The organism is Lactimicrobium massiliense (assembly GCF_900343155.1).
Taxonomy (GTDB): domain Bacteria; phylum Bacillota_I; class Bacilli_A; order Erysipelotrichales; family Erysipelotrichaceae; genus Bulleidia; species Bulleidia massiliensis.
In genome coordinates this window covers 66,676-91,405 of sequence record NZ_OUNG01000005.1, presented here as the reverse complement: position 1 = coordinate 91,405, position 24,730 = coordinate 66,676, and the positions used below count along the sequence as shown (strand labels likewise).

Genomic DNA, 24,730 nt, shown 5'->3' with positions numbered 1-24,730 from the left:
CCAGATTGTCTTCATAGAGAAATGTGATCTTTCACCTTGTCAAACTTGGCTGGCCCAATGCCTTTGACGTTCATCAGATCTTCCAGCTGCTGGAAGAAGCCATTTTCTTCCCGGTAAGCAATGATGCGGGCAGCGGTGGAAGGTCCGATGCCAGGCAGTGCTGTCAGATCCTCCTGGCTTGCCGCATTGATGGATACTTTGGCTTTGGATTGTGCGGAAACTGCCGGTATGATAATGCGGTCATGATCTTTCAGGATCGTATCAGGATTCAGGCTGGAAAGATCAGAACTTTCCTTTGTTCCCGCCATTTCCAGCAAAGATGTCAATTGCGAATACAACGGGAGTTCATACTCACCAGGATTCTGTACTTCACCATCAATCGAAACATGAATGCTTTCATTCTGCAGATTGGCAAGATCCACAGGAGAAAGATCGATGCACAGGGCCAGGGCAATCATGGCAATCAAAATCAGTGTCTGTTTCATACAGGAAACCTCCACTGATCTTATGTCCTTGAAAATGATGAATTCCCTGTTTAAAACATCGTCTTGATAATCTTGCTGGCGATATTTCTGCCTTCCCGGACATCACTGCCGGTCTTGGACATGGTGGTCTGGTAGCGATGGTCGCCATAATAGACAAGCTTGTAATGTTTGCCATCGTCCTGGATATGGATGCCCAGATCCATCAAGGCCCCACGTAATGCAGAAGACATCACGGAATAGCCGGTCATCAGTTCCATGATCTGTTTCTGATGTTTCTGGCATTCATGTCCATAGCTGTTATGATCCAGCAGATCTTTCACGACATCATTTCTTCTTGATTGTTCTTTACAGCTGGACAATGCCTCATCAAGGATGCTCAGGATGATCTCCTTGATTTCATCCGGGAAGAATTCCTCTTCATCACCAAGGAATAACACCGGCTGTACGTCCTGACTGTTCAGTTTTCCCGCAGTCCCTGGTTTTCTGCCTGCAGGGATTCATTGACACGGGTCAGCTCCTGGACACGGTTCTGGAGTTGTTTGATGTCATCATCAATTACGCCCAGATAATCCTATGCTTCATTTTCTGCCTGCTGCTGGGCCGCTCTGGCAGCGGCATATGCTTCCGGTACGGCAGCCGCTTCCCCATCTTCTGCTGTAATAAGCACCTTTCCTGCTGTTACACCAACTGCAGCCCCAGCATCATATGGATTCCGGCCTGGGCTTTCCATCACCGTTTCCAATGGTGTGGTGGTGGATGCTGCCATTGTCTCCTGATGATCTGCCTTTGGACAATGCAGGAATAAAAACAGGTGATGCGTTTCGATGCGAAACATATCACCTGTTTTAAGTTGAAATATGATGTAGTGATTACTTGGTCTTCAGGATCTCAACAGAGTATGGCTGCTTGGCATTGACATCCACTGTTTCTCCAACCTTGTGATCCAGGATGGCCTTTGCCAGTGCTGTTTCATTGGAGAGTTTGCCATTGAGCGGGTCTGCTTCGGTGGAACCAACAATGGTGTAAGTTCCTTCTTCCTTGGTATCCAGGAAACGGATGGTAACCGTAGAACCGATGGATACGGTCTTGGAACGGCCGGTCTTCTTATTGATGATCTCATAGTGACCCGGCTGCAGCATCTGTTCCAGCTGTGCGATTCTGCTTTCAACCTGAGACTGCTTGTCACGTGCGGCATCATAGTCGGCGTTTTCGGACAAGTCGCCAAGGGAACGTGCTTCTGCCAGTTCTGCTTTTACTTCTTCACGAACAACATGGACAAGATTATCATACTCATCCTGTAACTTTTTCAAGCCTTCTTCAGTGACATAAATTTTATCTTCAGACATGAACGACTCCTTTTATTTGATTAAATTTGCGCGGTAATTATAGCATTCCATGGTGGATGATGCTACTGATTTTTGTGATCAGAAGGTCGACTGCAACTGTGTTGGAACCACCTTCCGGAATGATGATATTGGCATATTTCTTGCTTGGCTCCACAAAGGAATCATGCATGACTCTGACCGTTGTCACATACTGGCTCACAACTGAATCCAGGGTTCTGCCTCTTTCCTTGACATCACGGATCAAACGGCGGATAAACCGGATATCTGGTTCCGTATCCACAAATACCTTGATGTCCAGAAGATCACGAATCTCTTTGACTTCCAGTACAAACAGACCTTCCAGAATCAGCACGTCGCATGGATAGAGGGTTGTTGTTTCCTTTGCCCTGGTGTGATTGACAAAGTCATAGTTTGGCTTTTCAATCGGCTTGCCATGCTGAAGATCATGAATCTGGGAGATCAGCAGGTCATTGTCAAATGCAAGCGGATGGTCGTAGTTTGTTTTGCGGCGCTCTTCCATCGGCATATCTGACTGATCCTTGTAATAGTCATCCTGACGGATGATCAATACACTCTTTTCATCTGAGAATGCATTGCGGATTTCTTCTGCAATCGTTGTCTTTCCAGATGCACTGCCTCCGGCAATGCCAATAATGATTGGTTTACTCATCATTCATCTCCCTTTGACAAGCCTGTCAGCCGGCCTGCCTCATCATACCGTGCACGATAGTAAAACGGCTGCTGGATCCCTGCAAGTACTTCTTTCAGAAAGATTCTGTCCGCATCCCACATAGACAGTGAAAAGATATCCTCTTCCTTCACCCATGCAAGCGTGCCTTCATTGCATATAGACAGATCATGCTTTTGCACTTGTGCTGTATAGATCCAGATCTTCTCTGTTTCTGCAAGCGGCGAATCAAACAGGACTTCTCCCTGCAGCTGTAAAGAATCTGGTACCAATTCATAACCGGTTTCTTCCCGCGTTTCACGGATGGCACACGTAAGTGGTGTTTCATCCTTTTCCATCTTGCCGCCAACGCCGATCCATTTGCCATGATTGACATCATGTGGTTTTTTGTTGCGGTACATCAGCAGCCATGCACTGCCATCATGCAGATAGACACAGACAGAATGGATCATGAGTTGCCGTAGAGATACTTGTTTACATTGGCATTGTGCTCATCCAGTGTTCTGGCAAAATAAACCGTGCCATCACCGTAGACATCTGCCATGAAGTAGTAATAATCAGTCTGATTCGGATTCAGGACCGCTTCCAGTGCTGCTGTACCGGCATTTTCAATTGCCCCGGGAGGCAGGCCATCATGCTGATAGGTATTGTATGGTGAATCAAAATCACTGTTGACCTCACAGGACTGCCAGTTGTCAGTCTGCTTGTCATAGTCAATAGCATAGCAGACCGTGACCGATGACTGCAGCGGCATATCTGCATTGAGACGGTTGTAGAATACCGAGGCAATATTCTTGAGTACTTCCTCATCCTGAGAGCCGCCCTCATACTGCACAATGGAAGCCAGCGTATAGATCTGATGAATCGTATAGCCTGATGCGGCAAACTGATCTTTGTACTGGTTGTAGACGGCATTGGTCTGATCCAGGATCTTCTCCGTGATTTCTTCTGCTGTGCTGTCCTGCTTGAAAGAATATGTATCCGGGGCAAGATAGCCTTCCAGATAACATCTGACACCATCCGCAAACATATCTTCTGTCAGGAATGGATATTTGCTCATTTCGGATCGGATCCAGTCCGCATTGTTCCAGAGATTCATCAGATCATCCGCAGATACATCTGTAACTGCTGCAATCTTGGCAGCCACATCCTTGGCCCAGTCACCTTCAATGATGGTGACCGAGGCATCCGAAATGGCAGCACTCTGGTCATTCAATGTCTGGTAGATCGTATCCAAGGTCATAGACTTGTCCAGGTTGAATTTACCGGCATACAGATTGCTGTAGCCATTCAGCTTGGCAAAGTAATAGCCGATTTTTGCATTGCGGATCAGGCCTGCTGACTGCAGATCTTCTGATACAGACGCAATCGTAGCCCCATCCGGAACGGCGAATTCCACCGTTTCACTCTGGGAAGACATCGGCTGTGTGCATCGATAATAGTAGTATCCCTCAGACACCAGAATCACGATGCCAAGCAGCACAATGACTGAAACAATCCGAAAGACAATGCTGTGCTTCTTCTTTTTCTTTGGCTGCGCTTCTTCCTCATTGTTCAGGCTGGCAGTATCTTCAGTTGCCATCGCATCCTCCTTCCAGCTGATCGCTGATTGCACCAAGCACTTCTTCGCACATTTCTAGATCCTTCTCATCCGTTACGACATCCATGTTGCCATCACCATCGTACTGGTAGGCATACACGCCGGCATCCGGATTAGCAGGATCCTCAAACAGCACAAAGTGGCGTCCATCCGGGGCATCGAAGTTGGAGAGGATATGCACCTCCCGTTCCTGGCCATTGTCGTCGGTGATCGTCATGCGGTTGTCATCAGTCATACAAGTATTCCTTTCCCCTAAAAGCAAAAGGCGGCCTCAGCCCCTTCTGCCACTATCAAGCCATCTCTGCAGGATGGCAACAGCAGCCATCTGATCGATGACTTTCTTTCTCTTTTTCCTGGAAACATCCGCCTGCAGAAGAATATCCTCCGACTCCACCGTCGTCATCCTCTCATCCTGCATATGCACCGGCAGACCGCTCTCCTTCTCAAGCTGTCTGCCAAACTCCAGACAGATCTGTGCACGCGGTCCAATATCATCATTGAGCATATACGGCATGCCAAGCACAATCTCATCTGGCTTCTCTTTGGCGATCACTTCCAGCACCTGATCCAGGGCGGAATCATAATCATCCGGCTTAAAGCGGATTGTTTCATACGTACCGGCAATCAGACCGGTCTGGCTGATCGAAACGCCGCAGGTCACACTGCCAAGGTCCAGGCCTAAATACTTCACTTGTGCTCCTCAAGGTAAAATCTGACAAGCTCCTCAATGATCTCATGACGCTCAACAGACTGAATGATGCTTCTGGCATTATTATGACTGGAAATGTAAGCCGGGTCATTGGAAATCAGATAGCCCGCAAGCTGATTGATCGAGTTATAGCCTCTTTCCTCAAGTGCCTGTGAAACATGCTTTAAAATCTCACAGATATTAGAACGGCGGATCTCTTCGGCATTAAAGCTGACAGTTTCCGTAACATCCTGATTATTCTTATTCATACGAGCCTCCTTTTTCATATTTTAGGACAAAATGCAAAAAAAGTATATAAGTGTGCATGCAGGCTATGCCAAACTTTAGTGAATTTTCACATTTGAAGCCAAAAAGAAAAACCGGTTTCCCGGTTTTCTCTGTTTGTCATGATAACTGCTCAATGGTTTGTTTGACAGCAGCGATTGCTTCATCAATCTTGGCTACATCACGGCCGCCGGCCTGAGCCATATCCGGTCTGCCGCCGCCATTGCCGCCGCAGATCTGGGCTGCCTTCTTGACGATATCGCCAGCTTTGAGACCCTTGGCAATTGCCGCCTTGGAACTTGCGGCCACAAAGACAACTTTTCCATTTGTCTCATCAGCCATAAACACAAAGCCATCCTTCATTTTGTTGCGCAGCAGTTCGGCATACTTCTTGAGCTCACCAGCCTCAAAGTCTTTGAGCTTGAGCACAAGGACATGCAGGCCATTGACTTCCACTGCCACAGCCAGCTTGCTTTCTGCATCAGACTGCAGTGCCTTCTCATTGGCAGCTGCGACTTCCTTCTTGAGTTCATTATTTTCTTCCAGAAGCTTTGCAATCCGCTCATGCAGGCCGTCTGCCTTCTTCAGCTTCAGCAGAGCAGCCAGGTCATTCAGTGTTTCTTCTTCCTGCTTGAAGCTGTCATACGACTTCATCTTGGTGACAGAAGTAATACGGCGTACACCGGAACCGACAGACTCTTCGGACAGGATATGGAAGCTGCCCAGATCACCTGTGTTATTGACATGTGTACCGGCGCAGAATTCCTTGGAGAAATCACCCATGGATACGACTCTGACCGTATCGCCGTACTTTTCATCAAACAGGGCTGTAGCACCTGTCTTCTTTGCTTCTTCAATCGGCAGAACCTGGGTTGTAACAGGCAGATCTTCATTGATCTTCTCGTTGACAATGCGCTCTACTTCCTTGAGCTGCTCAGCCGTCGGCTTTTCAAAATGCGTGAAGTCGAAACGGCCGTAGTCAGGTCCATTGTAGGAACCTGCCTGGGCAATGTGATCGCCCAGTACCTGACGCAGAGCTGCCTGTAAAAGATGCAGGGAAGAATGGTTGGCACGGGTTCTCTGTCTTGCTGCATAGTCATAAGCACCTTCCAGTACATCGCCGATGTGGACAATACCCTCGACATGGTCGATATGATGCATATGCTGCTTGTGCGGTGCTTTCTGCACGTCAACGACATCTGCCTTGAATGTATCATTCCACAGCTTGCCGGTATCTGCGCACTGACCGCCGCTTTCGGCATAGAAGCAGGTGCTGGAAAGAATCACATCACCTTCATCAGACAGTTCATTGACAGCCACGCCATCATGGAACAGGCCGATGACTTCACCCTTGCAGGTCTTATCGGTATAGCCGGTGAACACACTTTCCTTTGTAAAGTCCATCAGATCCTTGGACTGGCCATGCATGGACTGCACATTGGCACGGGCATCTCTGGCTCTCTGCTTCTGCAGCTCCATTTCCTTCTCAAAGCCCTTTTCATCCACCGTATAGCCGGCATCCTGGGCAATTTCAGTCGTCAGTTCCTTCGGGAAGCCATACGTATCATACAGACGGAACACGACATCACCAGGCAGTGCCTTTTCCTTTTCATGTTCCTTCATGGCAGCATTGAGCAGATCCTCACCCTTGTCCAGCGTCCTGGCAAAGGATTCTTCCTCCTGCTTGACCAGGCGGCTGATCAGGGTCACCTTGTCTTCCAGATACGGATAGTAGTCTTTCATATTGTCAGCGACAACCTGGACAAGCTTATACATGAAAGCTCCGTTAATGCCCAGCTTGCGGCCATAGCGCACCGCTCTGCGCAATACTCTGCGCAGGACATAGCCTCTGCCCTCATTGGAGAACATGGCGCCATCGGCAATGGCAAATGTCACGGTACGTATATGATCGGCAATGACACGGTATGCCATCTTGTATTCAGGATCAGAATACGGATGAGCAGCATACTTCTCTGTGGCATGAATGATCGGCAGGAAGAGATCGGTATCGAAGTTAGTCTCACCATCCTGAATCAGAGCGACAAGCCTTTCCAGACCCATGCCGGTATCAATGTTCTTCTGCGGCAGTTCCTTATACTCACTGCGCGGCACTTCACCCGGACGGCAGTCGTACTGGGAGAAGACGATATTCCAGACTTCGATGTAGCGGTCATTCTCCATGTCTTCAAAGAACAGTTTCTCGCCCAGGTGCTGCGGATCATACTTTTCACCACGGTCATAATAGATCTCGGTATCCGGTCCGCCCGGGCCTCTGCCGATTTCCCAGAAGTTATCCATCGTCTTGTGGATATGCTTGGGATCCATGCCGACCTTTACCCACAGATTGTAGGCGTCGGTATCATCTGGATAAACGGTGACATACAGGCGCTTGGGATCAAAGCCGATCCATTTCGGGCTGGTCAGAAACTCCCATGCCCAGGTGATGGCTTCGGTCTTGAAGTAGTCGCCGATTGAGAAATTGCCAAGCATCTCAAAGAAGGTGTGGTGTCTGGCTGTCTTGCCGACATTTTCAATGTCGTTTGTCCGGATGGACTTCTGGGCATTGCAGATGCGGTTGGAAGCCGGCTTTTCACTGCCATCGAAGTACTTCTTCAAAGCAGAAACACCGGCATTGATCCAAAGCAGAGTTGGATCGTTGTGAGGAATGAGGCTGGCACTTGGCTCTACCATGCATCCTTTGGACGCAAAGAAGTCCAGGAACATCTGGCGTACCTGATTGCCAGTCAGCTGTTTGTTTGTCATGATGACCTCCTGATGAATATAAAAAAGCGTTCCAGATTTCCAGGAACGCTGTCAACGCGGTACCATCCTGGTTCACACATGTGTGTGCACCTTAATTCATCCTTTAACGCAGGATACGGCATGGATTAACATGCTCTCACGGGCAGCTTCACATCATTGCCGGCTATAGACTTGCACCTGCCGTCTACTCTCTTTCAGCCTGAACAGAAATGCTACTTTTCCCCTTCAGCGATTTCTTTATTATGTTATCACAATGTTGCCTTTAACGTAAAAAAAATACGGTTTGAAGTCAAATCGATAGCGGATGGTATTGCCTGTTTCCCATAATTGTACCTGACTTTAGAAGTTAACGTTAAAAAATGGTGCTAAACCTCCGATATCAGAATCGGAAGTTCAGCATTTTTTCTATTTTTCTGGAGTTCAATATATAGTGATCCAGAGGCAGCTTTGTCATCTCTGCAAACTCCTTTATAAAGGGACTGTTGGTTGCCAGATTGATGTATTTTCCATCTGCTTCTACTACATTGAATTCCTTCATGAAATTGAATATTTCTGATGAAGAGTATTTATTTTCCAAAATCTTAAATTGAAGGATCCTGCCCAGAAGAACTGTCAGATAACAGACCAGAAAATGTCCTTTGATTGTGTCCTCTTTCTGCAAGAATACAGGGCGTGCATCCAGGTCGGATTTCATGATCCGGAAGGATTCTTCAATACGCCAGAGATTGTGATAGGTGCTGTAGATGTCTTTGGGAGCCATATTAACTTCTGAAGTTACCAGCAGGTTATAACCTGCCAGCTTAAGGTCTTTCTCGATTTGCGCTTCATTTATCTCTGTAACCACCTTGTCATCTGTCTTTTCGCCTTTACTGGTTGACTTGAATGTGACGTATTTTGAAGATTCACCATATTCATTTTTCTTGGCCATAGACTGAGATAATCTGGTGGCTTTATCAACCATTTTCATGATTTCAAATTTCTTCTTTTTAGCCAGCTGCGGATTGTATGTTACAACCCGTTTTTCTTTTAAATTGACTGTATGCTTTTTGCCGTCTTTGTCTGTATAGGTATATGGGAATTTGTCGACACATGCCTTCCATTTGTATTTAAGGCTTCCATCTGGGTTCGTAACATTCTGATATCCGTTTTCCAGAAGAACCCATACTTTTTCCTTTTCAGGAAGTGTCTTTACAGATTTAGAAAAGAGATAGCCATCACCATTGCTTACCGCGTTAATGATATTTTCAGAGCAGTTGAGTCCCTTGTCAGCTACCTGTATGGTTTTCCCTTTAATGCCTTGTCTGTTTTTCATAGAGGCAATAATATCCCTGAGAACTGGTTTCTCGGATTCGTTCCCTGGATACATTCTCATCCCAATCGGAATCTGGTTGGCATCCAGCAGAAGGCCAAGCCCAATGATAGGATCTTTCCTGTTTTCCTTACTTGGCCCTTTTCTTCTGAAATCGTCTTCACGGTCAATTTCAAAATAGAAGTTTGTGCAGTCAAAATATGTTGTCGAAGTGGAAAGACTGTACTTTTCGGAAACCTGAGCAGTAAATAATTCAACAATTTTTTCATAATTACTTCCAAGAAACTCTATTCCTTTGAGCATCTGATTATAGGAGTAATCATATTCCTGAAACAGGAATGGCAGCACCTCGTGGAAAGTGCGTAATTTACTGCATGGATTGATAGCACGCGCATAGATCAACGAAAAGAGAACATCCGTAATCTTGAACTGAAAGTCATTAGTAAGCTGATACAGATCGATAAATCTTTTCACCTGCAGCTTTTCGAGAATTGCATGCAGGGGAAAGTAGCCTAAAGAGCGCATCGGAGAAGAAGTAGAGATGCGTTTGACTTTCTCTTTCTTGCGTTCCTGATTCATCTCTTCAACAACTTGTTTGTAGTGAGTGACAGGATCCGGAATTTCATCAGTCTTCAAATCATTTACATAGCCCAAAGCCTTGTAAGAACGATGGCAGGTCTGTCTCCTTTCCGGGTTGTAGAAAGACTCGTAGATCTGCAGATAGACACCTTTTTTCAGGTTAGATTTCTTAAGAAAGTAGGCCATAAAGCACCCTCTTATATTATAGCACCATAACACCATATATAGAATAGTTAAAAAATAAATTTGTCAAATTTTCACGCATCAAAAAAATCCCATGAAATAGGGCTGAATGAATGATTTGACTAATAAGGACTCCTAAAGATTCATGGTGCTATGCTCTAAAGACGGGACCTCCTGATGAATATAAAAAAGCGTTCCAGATTTCCAGGAACGCTGTCAACGCGGTACCATCCTGGTTCACACATGTGTGTGCACCTTAATTCATCCTTTAACGCAGGATACGGCATGGATTAACATGCTCTCACGGGCAGCTTCACACATTGCCGGCTATAGACTTGCACCTGCCGTCTACTCTCTTTCAGCCTGAACAGAAATGCTACTTTTCCCCTTCAGCGATTTCTTTATTATGTTAGCACAATGTTGCCTTTAACGTAAAAAAAATACGGTTTGAAGTCAAATCGATAGCGGATGGTATTGCCTGTTTCCCCTAATTGTAATAAAATTCATCCATACTGTAATATATTTCAGGGAGATGAAAACTATGAAAAATATTTGCAAAATGATGACAGCAGGTGTTCTTGCTGCAGCCCTGGCAGGCTGTGCATCCAGTCCGACTGCATCTGCCTCTGTATCCTCAGCCGATGCCAAAGCCTCTGATGATGGCACTTACACAGTTGGCATCATCCAGCTGGTCCAGCATCCGGCTCTGGATGCTGCCAGTCAGGGTTTTGAGGATGAGCTGAAGGCGGAGCTTGGTGACAAAGTGACCGTCACACTGAAGAATGCCTCAAATGATTCTGCCCAGTGTACAACAATTGCCAATCAGTTTGTCACCCAGGGCGTGGACCTGATTCTGGCCAATGCAACGCCATCTCTGCAGGCTGCGGCTTCTGCTACAAGCACAATCCCGATTCTGGGCACAGCTATTACAGAATATGGTGTTGCCCTTTCACTGGATGATTTCAACGGCACAGTAGGAGGCAATATTTCCGGAACTTCTGATCTTGCTCCGCTGGATCAGCAGGCTGCTATGTTTGATGAGCTGCTGCCAGATGCAAAAACCATCGGCATTCTCTATTGCTCCGCCGAAGCCAACAGTGTTTATCAGGCTCAGCAGGTACAGAAATATCTGGAAGATGAAGGCAAGACTGTAAAGGTATACACCTTCTCCGATTCAAACGATGTGGCAAGTGTTACCCAGAGTGCCTGCAATGACTGTGATGCGCTTTATATTCCGACCGATAATACAGCAGCAAGCTGCGCCGAAGCGATCAATAACGTGGCTGAGCCTGCTGGGGTACCGATCATTACCGGTGAGGAAGGTATCATGAGCGGCTGTGGCATCGCAACCATGTCCATTGACTATTACAAACTTGGTCAGACAACCGGGAAGATGGCTGTGAAGATTCTGACCGGAGAAGAAAAGATCAGTGATATGCCTGTTGAATACTATGATAATCCGGTCAAAGAATATGATGCGGACAGGTGCGCAAAGCTTGGCATTACAGTTCCTGATGGCTATCAGGCATATACTGCTGAAAACTGATTAAGCACAGCAGACAACTACATGGGTGCAGACAACTGCACCCATGTCATGCGTTTATCAATTGGGAGCAAAATTAAAATGAGTATTGGAAATCTGATTGGTGCTCTGCCGGGCGGTATTGCCCAGGGCATCATTTGGGGCATTATGGCCCTGGGAGTTTATATTACTTTCCGTCTTCTTGATGTAGCAGATCTGACCGTAGACGGTACCTTCACAACCGGAGGTGCGACATGCGTTATGTTAATTCTGGCAGGATGGAATCCATGGCTGGCAATGCTGGTCGCCTTCCTTGCCGGCATGGCTGCCGGGGCAGTAACAGGTTTATTACATACAAAGCTGGGCATTCCGACCATTCTGGCAGGCATTCTGACTCAGTTCTCACTGTATTCCATTAACCTTGCTATCATGGGAATGGCAGCCAACAAAGCAGTGTCCGCTGATAAATACGCACTGGTTGTGACATCCCGTGTCATTCCGCCAACCATTGCCATCGGAGCGGTCATTGCTGCCGTTCTGATTGCCATCATGTACTGGTACTTTGGTACTGAAGCCGGATCCGCCATGCGTGCTACCGGCTGCAACCCGACAATGGCCAAGGCACAGGGCATTAACATTGACCGCATGACCGTACTCGGGCTTGCCTTCTCCAATGGTATTGTTGCCTTCTCCGGCGCCCTGATGGCACAGCTGCAGGGCTTCTCTGATATCAATATGGGACGCGGCTCCATCGTCATCGGCCTGGCTGCTGTCATCATTGGCGAAGTGATTGGCAATGCCCTGTGCGGCAGACATCTCAACTTTGCCGGCCGGCTGGTCTTTGTCGTACTGGGTGGTGTCATCTACTATATCGTTGTGACGATTGTGCTGTGGCTCAAGCTGGATTCCAACTGGCTCAAGATGTTTACAGCCATCATCGTTGCCATCTTCCTTGCTGTTCCTTACCTGCAGGCAAAGCAGCGTAATTCCTTTGCCAGAGCAGGACGCAATGCTGCCCGCTTTCAGAAGGAGGACAAATAATGGACTCTCTTGTTCTCAGACATATTTCCAAAACCTTTAACAAAGGCACGATCAATGAGAAGAAAGCATTGATTGATGTCAGTCTTACGCTGCACGATGGTGATTTTGTGACCGTGATCGGCTCCAATGGTGCCGGCAAATCCACCCTGCTGAATGCGGTTGCCGGTGTGTGGCCGATTGATGACGGCCAGATCGTGATCGATGGCCATGATGTGACAGGTCTGCCGGATTTCAAGCGTGCTGCCTATGTCGGCCGTGTATTCCAGGATCCCATGACCGGTACTGCCGCGACCATGCAGATTGATGAAAACCTGGCCCTGGCAGCAAGACGCGGCAAGCGCCGCGGGCTTTCCTGGGGTGTTACCAAGCAGGAACAGAATGAATACCAGAAGCTGCTGAAGCCGCTGAATCTTGGTCTGGAAGACCGGCTGACTTCCAAGGTTGGCTTATTGTCCGGCGGCCAGAGACAGGCCGTTACCCTGCTGATGGCATCTTTGCAGAAGCCAAAGATTCTGCTGCTGGATGAACATACTGCTGCCCTGGATCCAAAGACGGCTGAGAAGGTCCTGGCTTTGACAAACAGTGTCATTGAAAAGGATCATCTGACTGCGATGATGGTCACCCACAACATGATGGATGCCATCAAGAACGGCAACCGTCTGATCATGATGCATGAGGGTCATATCATTGTCGATATTGCCGGTGAAGAGAAGAAAAAACTGACCGTCGAAACACTGCTGGCCAAGTTTGAGGAAGTTTCCGGTACGGTCTTTGCCAGTGATGAAGCATTGTTAACACAGCAGTAATTCTTCATAATGAAAACAGCGATGAGCTTTGTCTCACCGCTGTTTTTTTGATGCGTTCATTTGTTTTAATTACTATGCAATATCCTCACCTGCAAAGGGATCATCCCCATCGCCATCTGTGAAAAATGGATTGTCATCACTTGTTTCATCATTTTTCAGTCTTTGGGCAAGGCCTGTCTTACGGGGATGGTATTCCAGCGTCGCCGCTCCTTTCATGAAGGCATCCTCATCACCCAGGATGACCAGGCTTCTTCTGGCACGGGTGACCGCTGTATAGATGAGCTTTCTTTGCAGCATGAACTGATGCTGACGGCTGATCGGCAGGATCACAATCGGATATTCGGAGCCCTGTGCCTTATGCACAGAGATACAGTAGGCTAGTGTGATATGGTCCAGACTTTCTTCACTGTATTCCACTTCATGATCACCAAAGCTGACCACTACCGTAGTGCGGTGGCTTTCCACCTGCTTTGCATCCAGGATATCCGTAAGAATACCGATATCGCCATTGTAGACATTGTCATCCGGCTGATTTTTAAGCTGCAGGATCTTGTCACCTACCCGGAAGATCTGGTAGCCATGGCGCAGTTCCTTTTTCTCAGGGGCATATGGATTCAGTTCCATCTGCAGCGCATTATTTAATGTGCTGATGCCGGCTGCTCCTTTGTACATTGGTGAAAGCACCTGAATATCATTGACCGTATAGTTTTTCTCCAGGGCATTGCGCACGACTGCCAGTACATTGTCTTTGATCTCTTCATCCCGGCATGGATAAAAGACGATATCATGCTGCAGGGATGAGAAATCCGGATGGCCCGTCTTGATCTGATGCGCCAGGGCAATCACATCCGAGCCTTCCTTCTGACGGTAGATGTGATCCAGCCGCAGCAAAGGAAAACGTTCACTGGCAATCAGATCACGCAGCACACAGCCTGGTCCGACACTTGGCAGCTGGTCTTCATCACCGATGATGCACAGCCTTTTCACATGTGCACTTGCTTTGAGCAGATGATAGAACAGCCATGCATCAACCATGGAAAACTCATCAATGACAAGCAGATCTGCCTGGATGGGATCATCTTCATCTTTGCCAAAGGTATTGGAATCGAGATCCCATTGCAAAAGGGAATGGATGGTTGCCGCAGGTGTGCCGGTAAGCTCAGAAAGCCGCTTGGCTGCCCTGCCGGTTGGGGCGGCACAGACAATGGCGGCATCGGGATACAGCAGATGAAACAGCTTCACCATTGCCCGTACCACTGTTGTCTTGCCAGTGCCTGGACCGCCGGTCACAATTTGTACCGGATGGTCAAGAATGGAAAGAATCGCTTCTTTCTGGACTGCATCATATTCGATACCGAAGTTATCCTGGATCGACTGCAGATCGGATTCTACGGTATGCGGATCTGCGGGATCGATATTTTCCAGCGGGAAATGATTGAGAAAATTGGTGATGCCGGTTTCAGCTTCATACTGGGTGATGGGATAGATATGGCCATCCGCATTGACCAGTTTATGACGTGCCACTGCCGCATCCAGGTATTTGGGATAGTCTGCATCAAACCCTTTTGTACTCTTTGCAAATGCCTGTTCAAGATCATCACTGTCGACATAGCTGTCACCGCTGCGTACACACAGATCCATCGTTAATGCAATCAGCAGTGCTTCCAGACGTCTGTCATCATTCTGCGCAAAGCCAAGATAGGCTGCGATCTTATCCGCTGTGGCAAAGCCAAAGCCGTCGCATTCCTCCGCTGCCTGATAGGGATTATTTTTCAATACTTGCAGTGCTTCTTTGCCATATGCCTGGTTGAGGCGGATGATGCTGCGGGAGCCAATGCCATAGACATTCAGGAAACGTGACAGTTCAGACAGCCCTTCATCAGACTGTGACATCCCGCTTTCAATGGCACTGATCTGTTTGTCATTGAGATTTGTCTTGAGATGCAGAATTTCCGGATTCCGGCGGATTTCTTCCAGACAGTCAGGGCCAAGTGCTTCAACAATGGAAGCAGCGGTCTTTTTGCCGATACCAGGAAACGACGGCCCGCTCAGAAAGCGGATCACCCCTTCCTCTTCACTTGGCAAAGAGACTTCGTAATGTTCCAGGGCAAACTGGATGCCATAGCGGGGATGCTCGACATAGCGGCCATAGATGTTGTACATGACATCGGTCTGGATCGAGGGACAGATACCGGTAACCGTCAATGTTCTGTCTTCTTCATCACTGGTGCGAAACAGCATGACCGTATAGAAGTTGGAACTGTTGCGGAACAGGATGCGCACGGGCTTCCCGTTGAGTTTTTCAAGGGAATCATCCATGGTGGTATCCTGCAGCCTTCTGCTGGATCTTTGCCATCAGGTCTTCTTGATTCCGGTACACTGCATCAATCTTGCCGCCCATGATCATGACATCATGATCATAGAAGACAGCTTCCTGACCTGGCGTAACAGAACGGATCGTTTCCGGGTAGGTTACTTTCAATGTGCTGTCATCAAGCCATTCGATATGGACATCGTTATCACTCTGCCTGTAGCGGAACTTGGCAGTACAGTCCATTGGCAGTGTGCGATCAGCCAGCACATTGACACCGGTGACGATGCAGGCATCGCTGTACAGCCAGTCCTGATGTTCTTCATCTGTGACATACAGTTCATTGGTAGTAACATTTTTGCCAATGACATAGAACGGACCGATGCCGCCGATATCCAATCCCTTGCGCTGGCCAATCGTGTAATACAGGACACCCTGATGAGTACCGACCTTTTCACCCGTCACAATATTGATAATCGGACCTGGTTTCATCGGCAGGTAATTGGACAGAAACTGGCGGAAATGGCGTTCTCCGATAAAGCAGATGCCGGTGCTGTCCTTCTTTTTGGCAATCGACAGGTTCAGTTTTGCGGCGATCTCACGCACTTCCGGCTTGGTAATGCCACCAAGCGGGAACAGAACATGGTCCAGTACTTCTCTGTGTACTTCACAGAGAAAGTAGGACTGGTCCTTGTTGCGGTCATCGGCTTTCAGGATGACGCCGTGTCCGTTTTCGATGCCGTTTTTTGCGTAATGGCCTGTAGCGACGGTATCAAAACCCTGTTTCTGGCCGAATTTCATAAAGCTGTCAAACTTGATATAGCGGTTGCACAGGATATCAGGATTGGGCGTTCTGCCTTTACGGTATTCTGAGAGAAATTCCTTGAAGACATCATCCCAGTATTCTTTGATGAAATCAATTCTTAACAGCGGCAGTCCCAGGGCATCGGCGACACTCTGGGCATCTTTATAGTCGCTTTCCTGCGGGCATACGGGATCATTGATGGTGGGATTGCCGGCAAAGTCATCCTCGGCTGCAGAATCCCAGTTGCGCATAAAGGCACAGGTGACATCATAGCCCTGCTGCTGCAGAAGATAGGCAGCAACGGCACTGTCTACGCCGCCTGAAAGGCCAACAAGTACTTTCTTCATATCCAAAAACAAAAGAAGCCATCACGGCCTCTTTTCGCACTCCTTCCCCTCTCTGACCTGTCCGCATGCTTTGTAATTCGGGCAGTCCGGTGTACATTGATGCGCGGCAATCGAACGAAGCTCCTTCGGCAGAAAGACACCGATCTCTTCATCGTCATAGCCAACCTGGAAGTTATTCTCGGAAATGATGATCGGCCGCTTCATAACACTTGGATTCTTCCGGACAAACTGTACCAGTTCATCCAGCGTCATCGAATCAACGTCGATGCGCTGTTCCTGAATAATCTTGGAGCGTTTGGAAATCAGATCATCCGTTCCATTTTCACTGCGCATCAACAAATGCTTGATCTCGCTGTCATTCAGCAGGATCTTGAAGATATTCTTTTCTATGAACGGGATATTGCGGTCTTTCAGCCACTGCTTGACCTTGCGGCAGCTGGCGCATCCCGGAGATGTATATACAACAATCATGGCATTTCTCCCTATGCGTGTATTATAGCATGAGCGTCAAGAAAATCCGTGCCCATTGAAAACAGTTGAAAAATATGAAATAATTGAGGAGCTATGAAAAGGTGCAGTCCGTATAGGAACCTTGTTCAGCGAGGCAGAACTGGTGAAAGCTGCCATGGCAATCATACGGACATTGGAGCCTTGGAGCATTGTCATATTGACACGGCGGTTCCGTTATCCCAAGAGTGATCCAGATTGTGTGGATAAGAACGGGTGGTACCGCGCATCAGAAGTCTCCTGCGTCCCTTCATTGAAGAGACGTTTTTCTTTTGGAAAAGAGGTAAATCATATGAAGAAAAGAATGCTTTCCGGCATTAAGCCGACAGGCCAGCTGCATCTGGGCTCGTATATCGGTGCATTGAAGCACTTTGTGGATTATCAGGATGACTATGATATGTATGCATTCATTGCCAATCTGCACTGCATTACGGTTCCGCAGGATCCAAAGACCCTGCAGAAGAACCTGAAGGATTGTGTTGCCCTGTATCTGGCGTGTGGTCTGGATCCGAAGAAAGCAACGATCTTCCTGCAGACAGATGTCAAAGCCCATGCCCAGCTTGGCTATATCATGTGCTGCCATACATACATGGGTGAGCTTTCCCGTATGACCCAGTTCAAGGACAAGCAGGCCAAGGGTGAAAAGAACCTGTCCGGCGGTCTGTATACCTACCCTGCTTTGATGGCTGCGGATATCCTGCTGTATGATCCTGACTATGTACCGGTTGGCGATGACCAGAAACAGCATGTCGAGCTGACCCGTGATGTGGCTGCCAGAATGAATCACCGCTATGGCGAGCTGTTCAAGCTTCCGGAACCGCTGATCGGTAAGGTTGGTGCCCGCATCATGTCACTGAACGATCCAAGCAAGAAGATGTCCAAGTCAGACAATAACGCCAAGGGCTGTGTCTATCTGCTGGATGATCCCAAGAAAGCCAGAAAGAAGATCATGGGTGCTGTTACAGACAATGAGGCCCATGTCCACTATGATCCGGACTATCAGCCAGGTATCTCCAACTTGATGCAGATTATGTCATCGTTGGAAAATGACAGGCCGTTTGGTGAGATTGAGGCACAGTTTGAAGGCAAAGGCTATGGCGACTTCAAGCGTGCGGTAGCGGATGATGTATGTGCCCTGCTGGAAAACATTCAGGCAAAGTACAATGACATCATTTCTTCGGATATTCTGGAGACAACCCTGCGTGATGGCGCTGCCAAGGCAAATGTGATTGCCAATAAGAAGCTGGATCAGGTACAGCGTGCCATCGGCATGGAAATCATTGACAAGTAATCATACTGAGATCCCTGCGGGGATCTTTTTTTTGTAAACGCTATTTTCAAATAAATAGTTGATGTACCCGAACAAGTACATCAAGTTAATATCTATAACTTATCATGACTTCAGTTGAGGTGATGATATGCTCGTTAATCAGAATTTCCTGAATTCTTTATCTCCTGTCGAAATTGAATTCATTCGTGTTGGTTTAGAAAAGCTATTCAGAGAGAAAGTAAACTGTACGACAACAAATTACGAGAATCTCTCTTTGCATGTTGAGAAATGTCCTCATTGTGGTTCAACTCACTTTGTTAAGAATGGCTTTAACCCACATAATCGTCAGAAATACAGATGTAAAAAATGCAAATCTGTTTTTATGGCAACAACAGGTACGATGTTTACTCATTCCAGAACAAGCTTTGATATCTGGACTACTTTTATCTCTGGCGAGCTTAACGGAATGACTCTGACTCAGCAGAGTGTAGCTACAGGCTTATCAGTTACTACCTGCTTCAACATGCGTCACAAGTTATATCAGGCTGCAGCAAAGATTCAGAATAATGTGGTCTTAAGTGGAAATGTTGAATTGGATCCTACTTATACCAAAATCAACCTGAAAGGGACCAGGAAGGATAAAATGCCAAGATTCAGCAAACAGCGTGGAAAGCATCGCCGTCATTCAACCAAGCGTGCTTTACCTGGCACCAGCCATCACAAGATCTGCCTGGTAACAGCTATTGATGAGCATGACAATATTCTCTTTAAAATTGGAGGATTAGGCAGAGAGAGTGCAGAAATTCTGAATCAATACAGCTCTCACTTCGCAGCGCATTCAACAATTATCAGTGATGACAGCCATAGCATTCAAACTTTCGTGGGCGATAATCACTTCAACAGTGACATTATTCCATCTAACGGTTATTTAACACCAAAGGGCAATACAGTATCTGAAGTAAACGAGCTTCACTCTGAGCTAAAAAACATGATCAGGCAGAAACATGGTATCAGCACAAGACATCTCCAGGGTTATTTGAATTGGATCGTCATGAAGAAATATTTAAAGTACAGGCTGGACATGCGCAAATGGAAATCAGAAGCATACATGGAAACAATGTTTGAACAGATTCCATTTACCTGTGCGGAGATCCCAAAGCTTAAAATGCCAATTAACCTCTATGAGGCATATAGCTCATGATATTTTGGTGTTTACAGCCTCATCAACTAAATCTTTGAAAATAGCGTTTGTAAATAAAAACCGGCAGTGCCGGTAAATATCAATCGATTGGCTTCTGGTAGTAGTTGCCGTAGATCTTTTCCACACTGTTGATGGCAATGAAGGCATGTTCATCCGCCTTGCGTACATTCTCGACAACTTCCTTGAGCTGATAGGTATTGATCGTCGTGATCAGCATCCAGTGTACCTGATCGGTAAAGCCGCCTTCGCACTTGATCTTGGTGATGCCATGGCGGCATGTATGGAAGATCGCAGTGCAGACTTCATCCGGCATATTGGTCACAATATCCAGTGTGGTCAGCTTATAGCGCTGGTGCATGATATTGACGACCTGTGTGGAAACATACTGGAAGATGATGGAATATAGGGCAACCGACCATCCATACAGACATCCTGCAATGACCAGAATCACCGCATTGGCTGCCAGCATGTAGTTCCATGTTTCCTTGTTGAATTTCATGGACAGCCAGATCGCGATGAAGTCAGTGCCGCCGCTGGAGGCATTTGACTGCAGGGCAAGGCCGATGGCAAAACCGTTGATCAGTCCGCCAAACACCGCAATCAGCAGGATTTCATGGGTGATGACTGGCAGCTTGAGTACACTGGTGAAAAAAGATGTCAGTGTATACCAGATGACGGAGTACAGAATGAACTTGTGGCCAATCCTGCGGAAGACAAGAATGGTAACAAGGAAGTTCAGTACGAAGTAGAATACAGAGAAACTGATATTGATATGCAGAAATGTATTGCATACGGCAGACAAGAGACGAGACAGTCCGGCAAAGCCGCCTGGGAACAGATTGCCGCTTTTGACGAAGGAATTCATGCCAAAGGCATACAGCAGGCTGGAGGCAATAATCACAGCGATGTACTGGATATCCTTCTTGGTAAAGTGCATTCTGTCAATTTCGGCAGCGATCGGATTTTGACGCATAGTGGTTCCTTTCCAGATTCTTCAGCGTTTCTGATAGAGGCTGGACAGGAAGATTTCACATCGTTTTACCTGGTTCCGGATCACTCTGACATCAACGCCGACTTCTATTTTAAGTCCTGATGAAAAAAGGACAAGAGAAGATATCTGATTTTTGGTGTGGACGGAAATGAGCCGGGAGGCATCCAGCCAGACGCAGTCCGGATTGGATGGAGATGTAGTTGGAAAATAAATGGTATTGAGGCGCTCTGACAGCAGAACCGGTGCTTTGCAATGAAAGCCTGTCAATGCCCGGTAGGCATCTTCCCTGCCCTTGCGGGTGCTGCCATACTGAATGCACAGATGGTCTAAAAAAACCTGAGGCTTGTCAGTGACTGTCTCTTTGTTTCCATCTTCAAACAATAACGATGTCCGCTGTGTCTCAGGATCATACTGCATCATGACCGGAAGTCCCATATTACTTCTCCCTGCAGCTGCAATAGCCATCATGACAGCTGGTCTCCTGTTCATCCTGCGCACACAGAATCTCCATGGCTCTTGTGTCCATTGCGCTGGCGTCAATCTGAATCTTTGCGCCCATGGGCAGCGCATTGACGCCGATCACGGTACGGGCAGGATAGGGATCCTTAAACATCTGCTGGTAAACCTGATCCATCGCAGCATAGTCATTCATATCCGCAAGATACACACGTACCTGTACGGTATAGGAAAGATCCAGCCCCCGCAGGGCGAGAAGATGCTGCAGGTTTTCGATACAGCGTCTGGTCTGGCTGCTGATATCACCCGTGCTCATCGCGCCATCATTGTCCAGCGGCAGCTGCCCGGAAAGAAAGATGTAATCACAGACAGAAAGAGCCGGTGAATAGGCTCCCTGAACATGCGGTGCCTCCTGGGTCTGCAGCGTTTCAAATATCATAGGTTTCCTCCTGATCAGAAGAAGAAAAGATCGTCATCGTTCTCATTCCGGCCATCACTGATATCTTTCCAGAATGCATAATAGCGGTCTTTCTTTTTCTTAGACTTGCTTGTATGACTGCCATGCAGGAAAGAAACCAGAAGTACAAAGCCGATCACACAGAATATCACCATGACGGCAAGCGACAAATAGTCATTCAGCGATTCCAGCATATTTCCTTCACTGCCTTTCCATCATAGCCAACCACTGTGATGCTGTCCATCAGAGTGCTTTTCAAGGAAATCTGCTCCCTTGATAACTTCCGTCTGTGAACAGCCCGGGAAATCCAGCTGCTCCTCTACCGCATATACCATCAGAGCAACACAATTGGCAAGATTCAGGCTTCTCGCATTGGGGACCATCGGAATGCGGATGCAGTGATCCAGATTTTCTCTCAGAATCTGCTTGTCGATACCAGTGCTTTCTTTGCCAAAGACAAGATAAATATCTTTTCCATCCGCCTGATCTTTCCGATAATCAAAACTGTCAGGCCTGTGAGAGCCATAGCGGGTGACATAGTACATGGCACCTTGATGGCTTTGGATAAACGATGGCCAGTCATGCCAGATATCCCACTGCAGATCTTTGATGTAATCCATGCCTGCTCTTTTCAGATGCTTGTCATCCATATAGAAGCCAAGCGGTTCGATCAGGTGCAGGCAGATGCCAAAAGCACTGCATGTACGCATGATATTGCCTGTGTTCTGCGGGATTTCCGGTTCATAGAGGACGACGTGGATCATGCTTTCACCTTCTTTGTATACAGTGTGTGCCATGGCATCCACAGCAGAATGCCAAGCAGCGCCAGCAGACCGCTGCTGAAGACGCAGATGCGCAGGACAAGGTGTTCAAAGAAGTCCTGCGGAAACATATTGATCATGATGGAAGAATTGGGATTCAGCAGCCAGTAATCATTCTTTGTAAACAGCAGTTCATGGAAATCATACCAGAAATCTGAAAAGTCACCCATGATCCAGATCGCAAGGAAGACAATCACAAGCAATGTCAGGGAAATGCCTGCCTGATAACCTTTCTGCAGCAGTTTCTGACGGCCATTCTTTGCCTTGATCAGCAGGATGGCAAAGCCTGCGGCAGTACCGAGAGCAAGGATATTGCGCACCAGCAGTGTTTTCTGATACAGGTCTTTCACATCGACCATGTGGGCTGTTTCCCGATCGTTAAAGACTTCCTGCGTACTGCCATTAACCTGTGCTTCAATGATGATGTCATCCCGCTTGTTTTGAAGATAGTCCAGAAGAACATCAGCAGCGGCAATGACATCTTTGCTGGCCATGCCTGTATTCTCTTCCACTTCTTCGCTGTTCAGCTCTTTGGCATAAAAGCTTCTGCTGAAACAGCACATCTGCACAGCACTCAGGATGAGAACAACAGAAAGCAGAAAGAACAGCAGACCGCAAAAGATATTACAGTTTTTCTTCATCAAGCCACTTTTCCAGCTTGCTAACTGCTTTGCCGCGGTGAGAGATGGAATTCTTTTCTTCTTTGGTCATTTCTGCCATCGTCTTGTGGAGCGGCGGATAGTAAACGATCGGATCATACCCAAAACCGTTTTCACCCTTCGGCTCTCTGGCAATCTCGCATTCACAGATTTCTGAGAAGACAACCGGCTTCTGGTTTGGTCTTGTCACGGCAATGGCACATGTATAGTGGCAGCCGCGGTTGGTTTCATTGGCCATGCGTTCCAGGATGACTTTGTTCTTATAGTCATAGGGCGTATCATGGCCAAGATACCGGGCACTGTGGACACCTGGTTCACCGCCAAAGGCATCAATGCACAGACCGCTGTCATCCGCAATGGCCATGATGCCATAGCGCCTGGTTACAGCATCTGCCTTGATTACAGCATTTTCTTCAAAAGTCGTGCCGTTTTCTTCGATTTCAGGCATATCCGGAAAATCAGCAAGACTCTTGACAATATAGCCTCTTGGATTCAGCATCTGTTCAAATTCACGGATTTTTCCTTTGTTTGTACTTGCGACAACAATTACTTTTTCTTCACTCATGAGTTCGTTCCTTTCTGTCACTGAAATATTTGTTCTGATCTGCTGCCATAAATGCAGCAATCTCCTTCTTGATACCTGCATCGATCTGACTGACTCTTCCCGTGTTTTTTACCATGGGATCAATCCAGCGCTTTTTGGCAGGGATGCACCGGGCATGGGGATCATCTGCACAAGATGGATAGACTGCGGACAGATGGCAGAAATTGATCCAGCGCTGGTGGTATGTTTCATCTTTGCACAGCAGCTGAATAAATGCCGGCTCATCTGTATACAGATCCTCTTCTTTGACAATGCCATCCTGCAGAGCGTCATGGACAATTTCGGCCAGGATCTGCATGGCATAGCGGTCAAAATCGGACGCATAGATCTGACCGCACTGCAGGCTGCGCTTTGCAAACAGAATAGCTGGCAGGCTGTGGATAAAGACAAGCTCATCTTTCTCCATCGCAAGATCAGACAGAATCCACTGTGCCTCAGACAGGGTGCCAAAGCCATAGTTGATCATGTTGCCAAGTGTATATTCCAGCCGGTCAATGCTGAGACGGCCGGTTGGATTGTCGCAGATCGGATAGCGGTGATAGTCCAGTGTTCCTGAAAGAGCAATGCCATATCTGGAAAGAATTGCTGGAATGTCAGGATCGCTGCGGATGATCCGTTCTCCTGCCTGTTCGGTGTATTCCTGCTTCAGATAGTCCTGATGGACAAAGTCGATGACATGAGAAAATACCGGTGTAGAGATGTCATGAAACAGACAGGCACATACGGCTTCTTTGCTTTGATGAAAGCGGATTGCGAGCAGTGCGGTGCCAAGGCTGTGGGTATAGCGAGAATATGCATGCATATGCTGAAACAGCGGATAAGATGTGTAGTTCATACCGCAGTTCATATCAATGCGCTGCAGTCTGCGCATGGCATTTGTTCCCGCCAGTTCATAAAGATCTTCCGGCATCACGTTTGCATATAGAGAAAGCAGTTCGTCCATCGTGTGACCATTATAAAACAGCGGCAGGATTTTGTCCCACCGCTGTTGGATAATCAGATGTTT

28 protein-coding genes and 2 other annotated features are annotated in these 24,730 nt (G+C 47.3%); of the genes, 5 read left to right on the top strand and 23 right to left on the bottom strand.

The features are described 5' to 3' along the window. Window positions 1–11: 11 nt before the first annotated feature. The 12 genes from DHU66_RS09740 to DHU66_RS09685 all read right to left on the bottom strand — a co-directional run bounded on the left by DHU66_RS09740 (window position 12) and on the right by DHU66_RS09685 (window position 9,929). Window positions 12–485: a ComEA family DNA-binding protein gene (locus tag DHU66_RS09740; RefSeq protein ID WP_108775763.1), complete on the bottom strand. Its 474-nt coding sequence runs from the start codon at window positions 483–485 to the stop codon at window positions 12–14. 50 nt (window positions 486–535) lie between these two features. Beyond that, window positions 536–922 (bottom strand): hypothetical protein, encoded by a 387-nt coding sequence (locus DHU66_RS09735; protein ID WP_108775762.1) that lies wholly within the window; start codon window positions 920–922, stop codon window positions 536–538. Window positions 923–1,056: 134 nt separating this feature from the next. Next, the gene (locus DHU66_RS09730; protein WP_108775761.1) at window positions 1,057–1,320 is read right to left on the bottom strand and encodes a hypothetical protein; all 264 of its coding nucleotides are present in this window, start codon (window positions 1,318–1,320) and stop codon (window positions 1,057–1,059) included. A gap of 34 nt (window positions 1,321–1,354) precedes the next feature. Then, on the bottom strand, window positions 1,355–1,831 hold the full coding sequence (gene greA, locus DHU66_RS09725; RefSeq protein WP_108775760.1) for a transcription elongation factor GreA: 477 nt from the start codon (window positions 1,829–1,831) through the stop codon (window positions 1,355–1,357). 37 nt (window positions 1,832–1,868) lie between these two features. After that, window positions 1,869–2,501 carry a uridine kinase gene (udk, locus tag DHU66_RS09720; RefSeq protein WP_108775759.1) on the bottom strand — a complete coding sequence of 211 codons (633 nt, stop codon included), beginning with the start codon at window positions 2,499–2,501 and terminating at the stop codon, window positions 1,869–1,871. Then, window positions 2,501–2,971 carry an NUDIX hydrolase gene (locus DHU66_RS09715; RefSeq protein ID WP_108775758.1) on the bottom strand — a complete coding sequence of 157 codons (471 nt, stop codon included), beginning with the start codon at window positions 2,969–2,971 and terminating at the stop codon, window positions 2,501–2,503. The genes udk and DHU66_RS09715 overlap by 1 nt, the downstream gene beginning before the upstream one ends. Then, a complete protein-coding gene (gene mltG, locus DHU66_RS09710) occupies window positions 2,968–4,101 on the bottom strand; it encodes an endolytic transglycosylase MltG (RefSeq protein ID WP_108775757.1) in 1,134 nt (377 codons plus the stop codon). The genes DHU66_RS09715 and mltG overlap by 4 nt, the downstream gene beginning before the upstream one ends. Further along, complete coding sequence (locus DHU66_RS09705; protein ID WP_108775756.1) at window positions 4,091–4,354, bottom strand: DUF1292 domain-containing protein; 264 nt, start codon at window positions 4,352–4,354, stop codon at window positions 4,091–4,093. Before DHU66_RS09705 ends, mltG begins: the two co-directional genes overlap by 11 nt. Window positions 4,355–4,390: 36 nt before the next feature. Beyond that, entirely contained in the window at window positions 4,391–4,810 is a 420-nt protein-coding gene (ruvX, locus tag DHU66_RS09700; protein ID WP_108775755.1) for a Holliday junction resolvase RuvX, read from the bottom strand. After that, window positions 4,807–5,076, bottom strand: coding sequence for an IreB family regulatory phosphoprotein (locus DHU66_RS09695; RefSeq protein ID WP_108775754.1), 270 nt, complete (start codon window positions 5,074–5,076; stop codon window positions 4,807–4,809). Before DHU66_RS09695 ends, ruvX begins: the two co-directional genes overlap by 4 nt. A gap of 136 nt (window positions 5,077–5,212) precedes the next feature. Continuing rightward, window positions 5,213–7,855 (bottom strand): alanine--tRNA ligase, encoded by a 2,643-nt coding sequence (gene alaS, locus DHU66_RS09690; protein ID WP_108775753.1) that lies wholly within the window; start codon window positions 7,853–7,855, stop codon window positions 5,213–5,215. A 38-nt stretch (window positions 7,856–7,893) separates the two neighbouring features. Next, window positions 7,894–8,093: a binding site (T-box leader), on the bottom strand. 141 nt (window positions 8,094–8,234) lie between these two features. Beyond that, the gene (locus DHU66_RS09685) at window positions 8,235–9,929 is read right to left on the bottom strand and encodes an IS1634 family transposase (RefSeq protein WP_108775752.1); all 1,695 of its coding nucleotides are present in this window, start codon (window positions 9,927–9,929) and stop codon (window positions 8,235–8,237) included. A 200-nt stretch (window positions 9,930–10,129) separates the two neighbouring features. Continuing rightward, window positions 10,130–10,328: a binding site (T-box leader), on the bottom strand. A 139-nt stretch (window positions 10,329–10,467) separates the two neighbouring features. On the opposite strand from DHU66_RS09685, the gene DHU66_RS09680 reads away from it, so the two are divergent. The 3 genes from DHU66_RS09680 to DHU66_RS09670 all read left to right on the top strand — a co-directional run bounded on the left by DHU66_RS09680 (window position 10,468) and on the right by DHU66_RS09670 (window position 13,295). Next, window positions 10,468–11,472 carry an ABC transporter substrate-binding protein gene (locus DHU66_RS09680; protein WP_209451805.1) on the top strand — a complete coding sequence of 335 codons (1,005 nt, stop codon included), beginning with the start codon at window positions 10,468–10,470 and terminating at the stop codon, window positions 11,470–11,472. A 78-nt stretch (window positions 11,473–11,550) separates the two neighbouring features. Next, entirely contained in the window at window positions 11,551–12,489 is a 939-nt protein-coding gene (locus DHU66_RS09675; protein ID WP_108775923.1) for an ABC transporter permease, read from the top strand. Further along, window positions 12,489–13,295, top strand: coding sequence for an ABC transporter ATP-binding protein (locus DHU66_RS09670; RefSeq protein WP_108775750.1), 807 nt, complete (start codon window positions 12,489–12,491; stop codon window positions 13,293–13,295). Before DHU66_RS09675 ends, DHU66_RS09670 begins: the two co-directional genes overlap by 1 nt. A gap of 72 nt (window positions 13,296–13,367) precedes the next feature. On the opposite strand, the gene recD2 is transcribed toward DHU66_RS09670, so the two are convergent. From recD2 to DHU66_RS09655, 3 genes are read right to left on the bottom strand one after another with little or no spacing between them, the layout of a single operon-like run. Further along, window positions 13,368–15,614 carry an SF1B family DNA helicase RecD2 gene (recD2, locus tag DHU66_RS09665; protein WP_108775749.1) on the bottom strand — a complete coding sequence of 749 codons (2,247 nt, stop codon included), beginning with the start codon at window positions 15,612–15,614 and terminating at the stop codon, window positions 13,368–13,370. Then, window positions 15,607–16,758 (bottom strand): tRNA 2-thiouridine(34) synthase MnmA, encoded by a 1,152-nt coding sequence (gene mnmA / locus DHU66_RS09660; protein ID WP_108775748.1) that lies wholly within the window; start codon window positions 16,756–16,758, stop codon window positions 15,607–15,609. The genes recD2 and mnmA overlap by 8 nt, the downstream gene beginning before the upstream one ends. A 21-nt stretch (window positions 16,759–16,779) precedes the next feature. Further along, window positions 16,780–17,229 carry a Spx/MgsR family RNA polymerase-binding regulatory protein gene (locus tag DHU66_RS09655; protein ID WP_108775747.1) on the bottom strand — a complete coding sequence of 150 codons (450 nt, stop codon included), beginning with the start codon at window positions 17,227–17,229 and terminating at the stop codon, window positions 16,780–16,782. 328 nt (window positions 17,230–17,557) lie between these two features. On the opposite strand from DHU66_RS09655, the gene trpS reads away from it, so the two are divergent. Both trpS and DHU66_RS09645 read left to right on the top strand, forming a co-directional pair. Further along, on the top strand, window positions 17,558–18,556 hold the full coding sequence (gene trpS / locus DHU66_RS09650) for a tryptophan--tRNA ligase (protein ID WP_108775746.1): 999 nt from the start codon (window positions 17,558–17,560) through the stop codon (window positions 18,554–18,556). 127 nt (window positions 18,557–18,683) lie between these two features. Then, a complete protein-coding gene (locus DHU66_RS09645; RefSeq protein WP_108773885.1) occupies window positions 18,684–19,736 on the top strand; it encodes an IS1595 family transposase in 1,053 nt (350 codons plus the stop codon). A gap of 79 nt (window positions 19,737–19,815) precedes the next feature. Here the strand turns inward: DHU66_RS09645 and DHU66_RS09640 are convergent, their stop codons facing one another. Genes DHU66_RS09640 through DHU66_RS09605 form a run of 8 tightly spaced genes read right to left on the bottom strand, consistent with a single transcriptional unit; the run spans window position 19,816 to window position 24,634 of the window. Continuing rightward, window positions 19,816–20,709 (bottom strand): YitT family protein, encoded by an 894-nt coding sequence (locus DHU66_RS09640; protein WP_245309507.1) that lies wholly within the window; start codon window positions 20,707–20,709, stop codon window positions 19,816–19,818. Between the two features lie 21 nt (window positions 20,710–20,730). Beyond that, window positions 20,731–21,195 (bottom strand): competence protein ComK, encoded by a 465-nt coding sequence (locus DHU66_RS09635; protein ID WP_167836358.1) that lies wholly within the window; start codon window positions 21,193–21,195, stop codon window positions 20,731–20,733. After that, entirely contained in the window at window positions 21,164–21,622 is a 459-nt protein-coding gene (locus tag DHU66_RS09630) for a RidA family protein (protein WP_108775744.1), read from the bottom strand. The genes DHU66_RS09635 and DHU66_RS09630 overlap by 32 nt, the downstream gene beginning before the upstream one ends. A gap of 14 nt (window positions 21,623–21,636) precedes the next feature. Beyond that, window positions 21,637–21,834 carry a hypothetical protein gene (locus DHU66_RS09625; RefSeq protein ID WP_108775743.1) on the bottom strand — a complete coding sequence of 66 codons (198 nt, stop codon included), beginning with the start codon at window positions 21,832–21,834 and terminating at the stop codon, window positions 21,637–21,639. A gap of 21 nt (window positions 21,835–21,855) precedes the next feature. Next, a complete protein-coding gene (locus DHU66_RS09620) occupies window positions 21,856–22,404 on the bottom strand; it encodes a tRNA (cytidine(34)-2'-O)-methyltransferase (RefSeq protein WP_108775742.1) in 549 nt (182 codons plus the stop codon). Further along, the gene (locus DHU66_RS09615) at window positions 22,401–23,102 is read right to left on the bottom strand and encodes a TIGR01906 family membrane protein (RefSeq protein ID WP_108775741.1); all 702 of its coding nucleotides are present in this window, start codon (window positions 23,100–23,102) and stop codon (window positions 22,401–22,403) included. Before DHU66_RS09615 ends, DHU66_RS09620 begins: the two co-directional genes overlap by 4 nt. Beyond that, a complete protein-coding gene (locus DHU66_RS09610; protein WP_108775740.1) occupies window positions 23,086–23,685 on the bottom strand; it encodes an XTP/dITP diphosphatase in 600 nt (199 codons plus the stop codon). Before DHU66_RS09610 ends, DHU66_RS09615 begins: the two co-directional genes overlap by 17 nt. After that, the gene (locus DHU66_RS09605; RefSeq protein WP_167836357.1) at window positions 23,678–24,634 is read right to left on the bottom strand and encodes an HD domain-containing protein; all 957 of its coding nucleotides are present in this window, start codon (window positions 24,632–24,634) and stop codon (window positions 23,678–23,680) included. Before DHU66_RS09605 ends, DHU66_RS09610 begins: the two co-directional genes overlap by 8 nt. Window positions 24,635–24,730: the final 96 nt, after the last annotated feature.

What these genes read in the sequence shown, in the direction of transcription:
- DHU66_RS09740 (WP_108775763.1), bottom strand. Translation starts at nt 485, where the DNA reads ATGAAACAGACACTGATTTTGATTGCCATGATTGCCCTGGCCCTGTGC.
- DHU66_RS09730 (WP_108775761.1), bottom strand. Translation starts at nt 1,320, where the DNA reads ATGTTTCGCATCGAAACGCATCACCTGTTTTTATTCCTGCATTGTCCA.
- greA (WP_108775760.1), bottom strand. Translation starts at nt 1,831, where the DNA reads ATGTCTGAAGATAAAATTTATGTCACTGAAGAAGGCTTGAAAAAGTTA.
- udk (WP_108775759.1), bottom strand. Translation starts at nt 2,501, where the DNA reads ATGAGTAAACCAATCATTATTGGCATTGCCGGAGGCAGTGCATCTGGA.
- DHU66_RS09715 (WP_108775758.1), bottom strand. Translation starts at nt 2,971, where the DNA reads ATGATCCATTCTGTCTGTGTCTATCTGCATGATGGCAGTGCATGGCTG.
- mltG (WP_108775757.1), bottom strand. Translation starts at nt 4,101, where the DNA reads ATGGCAACTGAAGATACTGCCAGCCTGAACAATGAGGAAGAAGCGCAG.
- DHU66_RS09705 (WP_108775756.1), bottom strand. Translation starts at nt 4,354, where the DNA reads ATGACTGATGACAACCGCATGACGATCACCGACGACAATGGCCAGGAA.
- DHU66_RS09695 (WP_108775754.1), bottom strand. Translation starts at nt 5,076, where the DNA reads ATGAATAAGAATAATCAGGATGTTACGGAAACTGTCAGCTTTAATGCC.
- alaS (WP_108775753.1), bottom strand. Translation starts at nt 7,855, where the DNA reads ATGACAAACAAACAGCTGACTGGCAATCAGGTACGCCAGATGTTCCTG.
- DHU66_RS09685 (WP_108775752.1), bottom strand. Translation starts at nt 9,929, where the DNA reads ATGGCCTACTTTCTTAAGAAATCTAACCTGAAAAAAGGTGTCTATCTG.
- DHU66_RS09680 (WP_209451805.1), top strand. Translation starts at nt 10,468, where the DNA reads ATGAAAAATATTTGCAAAATGATGACAGCAGGTGTTCTTGCTGCAGCC.
- DHU66_RS09675 (WP_108775923.1), top strand. Translation starts at nt 11,551, where the DNA reads ATGAGTATTGGAAATCTGATTGGTGCTCTGCCGGGCGGTATTGCCCAG.
- DHU66_RS09670 (WP_108775750.1), top strand. Translation starts at nt 12,489, where the DNA reads ATGGACTCTCTTGTTCTCAGACATATTTCCAAAACCTTTAACAAAGGC.
- recD2 (WP_108775749.1), bottom strand. Translation starts at nt 15,614, where the DNA reads ATGGATGATTCCCTTGAAAAACTCAACGGGAAGCCCGTGCGCATCCTG.
- mnmA (WP_108775748.1), bottom strand. Translation starts at nt 16,758, where the DNA reads ATGAAGAAAGTACTTGTTGGCCTTTCAGGCGGCGTAGACAGTGCCGTT.
- DHU66_RS09655 (WP_108775747.1), bottom strand. Translation starts at nt 17,229, where the DNA reads ATGATTGTTGTATATACATCTCCGGGATGCGCCAGCTGCCGCAAGGTC.
- trpS (WP_108775746.1), top strand. Translation starts at nt 17,558, where the DNA reads ATGAAGAAAAGAATGCTTTCCGGCATTAAGCCGACAGGCCAGCTGCAT.
- DHU66_RS09645 (WP_108773885.1), top strand. Translation starts at nt 18,684, where the DNA reads ATGCTCGTTAATCAGAATTTCCTGAATTCTTTATCTCCTGTCGAAATT.
- DHU66_RS09640 (WP_245309507.1), bottom strand. Translation starts at nt 20,709, where the DNA reads ATGCGTCAAAATCCGATCGCTGCCGAAATTGACAGAATGCACTTTACC.
- DHU66_RS09635 (WP_167836358.1), bottom strand. Translation starts at nt 21,195, where the DNA reads ATGATGGCTATTGCAGCTGCAGGGAGAAGTAATATGGGACTTCCGGTC.
- DHU66_RS09630 (WP_108775744.1), bottom strand. Translation starts at nt 21,622, where the DNA reads ATGATATTTGAAACGCTGCAGACCCAGGAGGCACCGCATGTTCAGGGA.
- DHU66_RS09625 (WP_108775743.1), bottom strand. Translation starts at nt 21,834, where the DNA reads ATGCTGGAATCGCTGAATGACTATTTGTCGCTTGCCGTCATGGTGATA.
- DHU66_RS09620 (WP_108775742.1), bottom strand. Translation starts at nt 22,404, where the DNA reads ATGATCCACGTCGTCCTCTATGAACCGGAAATCCCGCAGAACACAGGC.
- DHU66_RS09615 (WP_108775741.1), bottom strand. Translation starts at nt 23,102, where the DNA reads ATGAAGAAAAACTGTAATATCTTTTGCGGTCTGCTGTTCTTTCTGCTT.
- DHU66_RS09610 (WP_108775740.1), bottom strand. Translation starts at nt 23,685, where the DNA reads ATGAGTGAAGAAAAAGTAATTGTTGTCGCAAGTACAAACAAAGGAAAA.
- DHU66_RS09605 (WP_167836357.1), bottom strand. Translation starts at nt 24,634, where the DNA reads ATGCCGGAAGATCTTTATGAACTGGCGGGAACAAATGCCATGCGCAGA.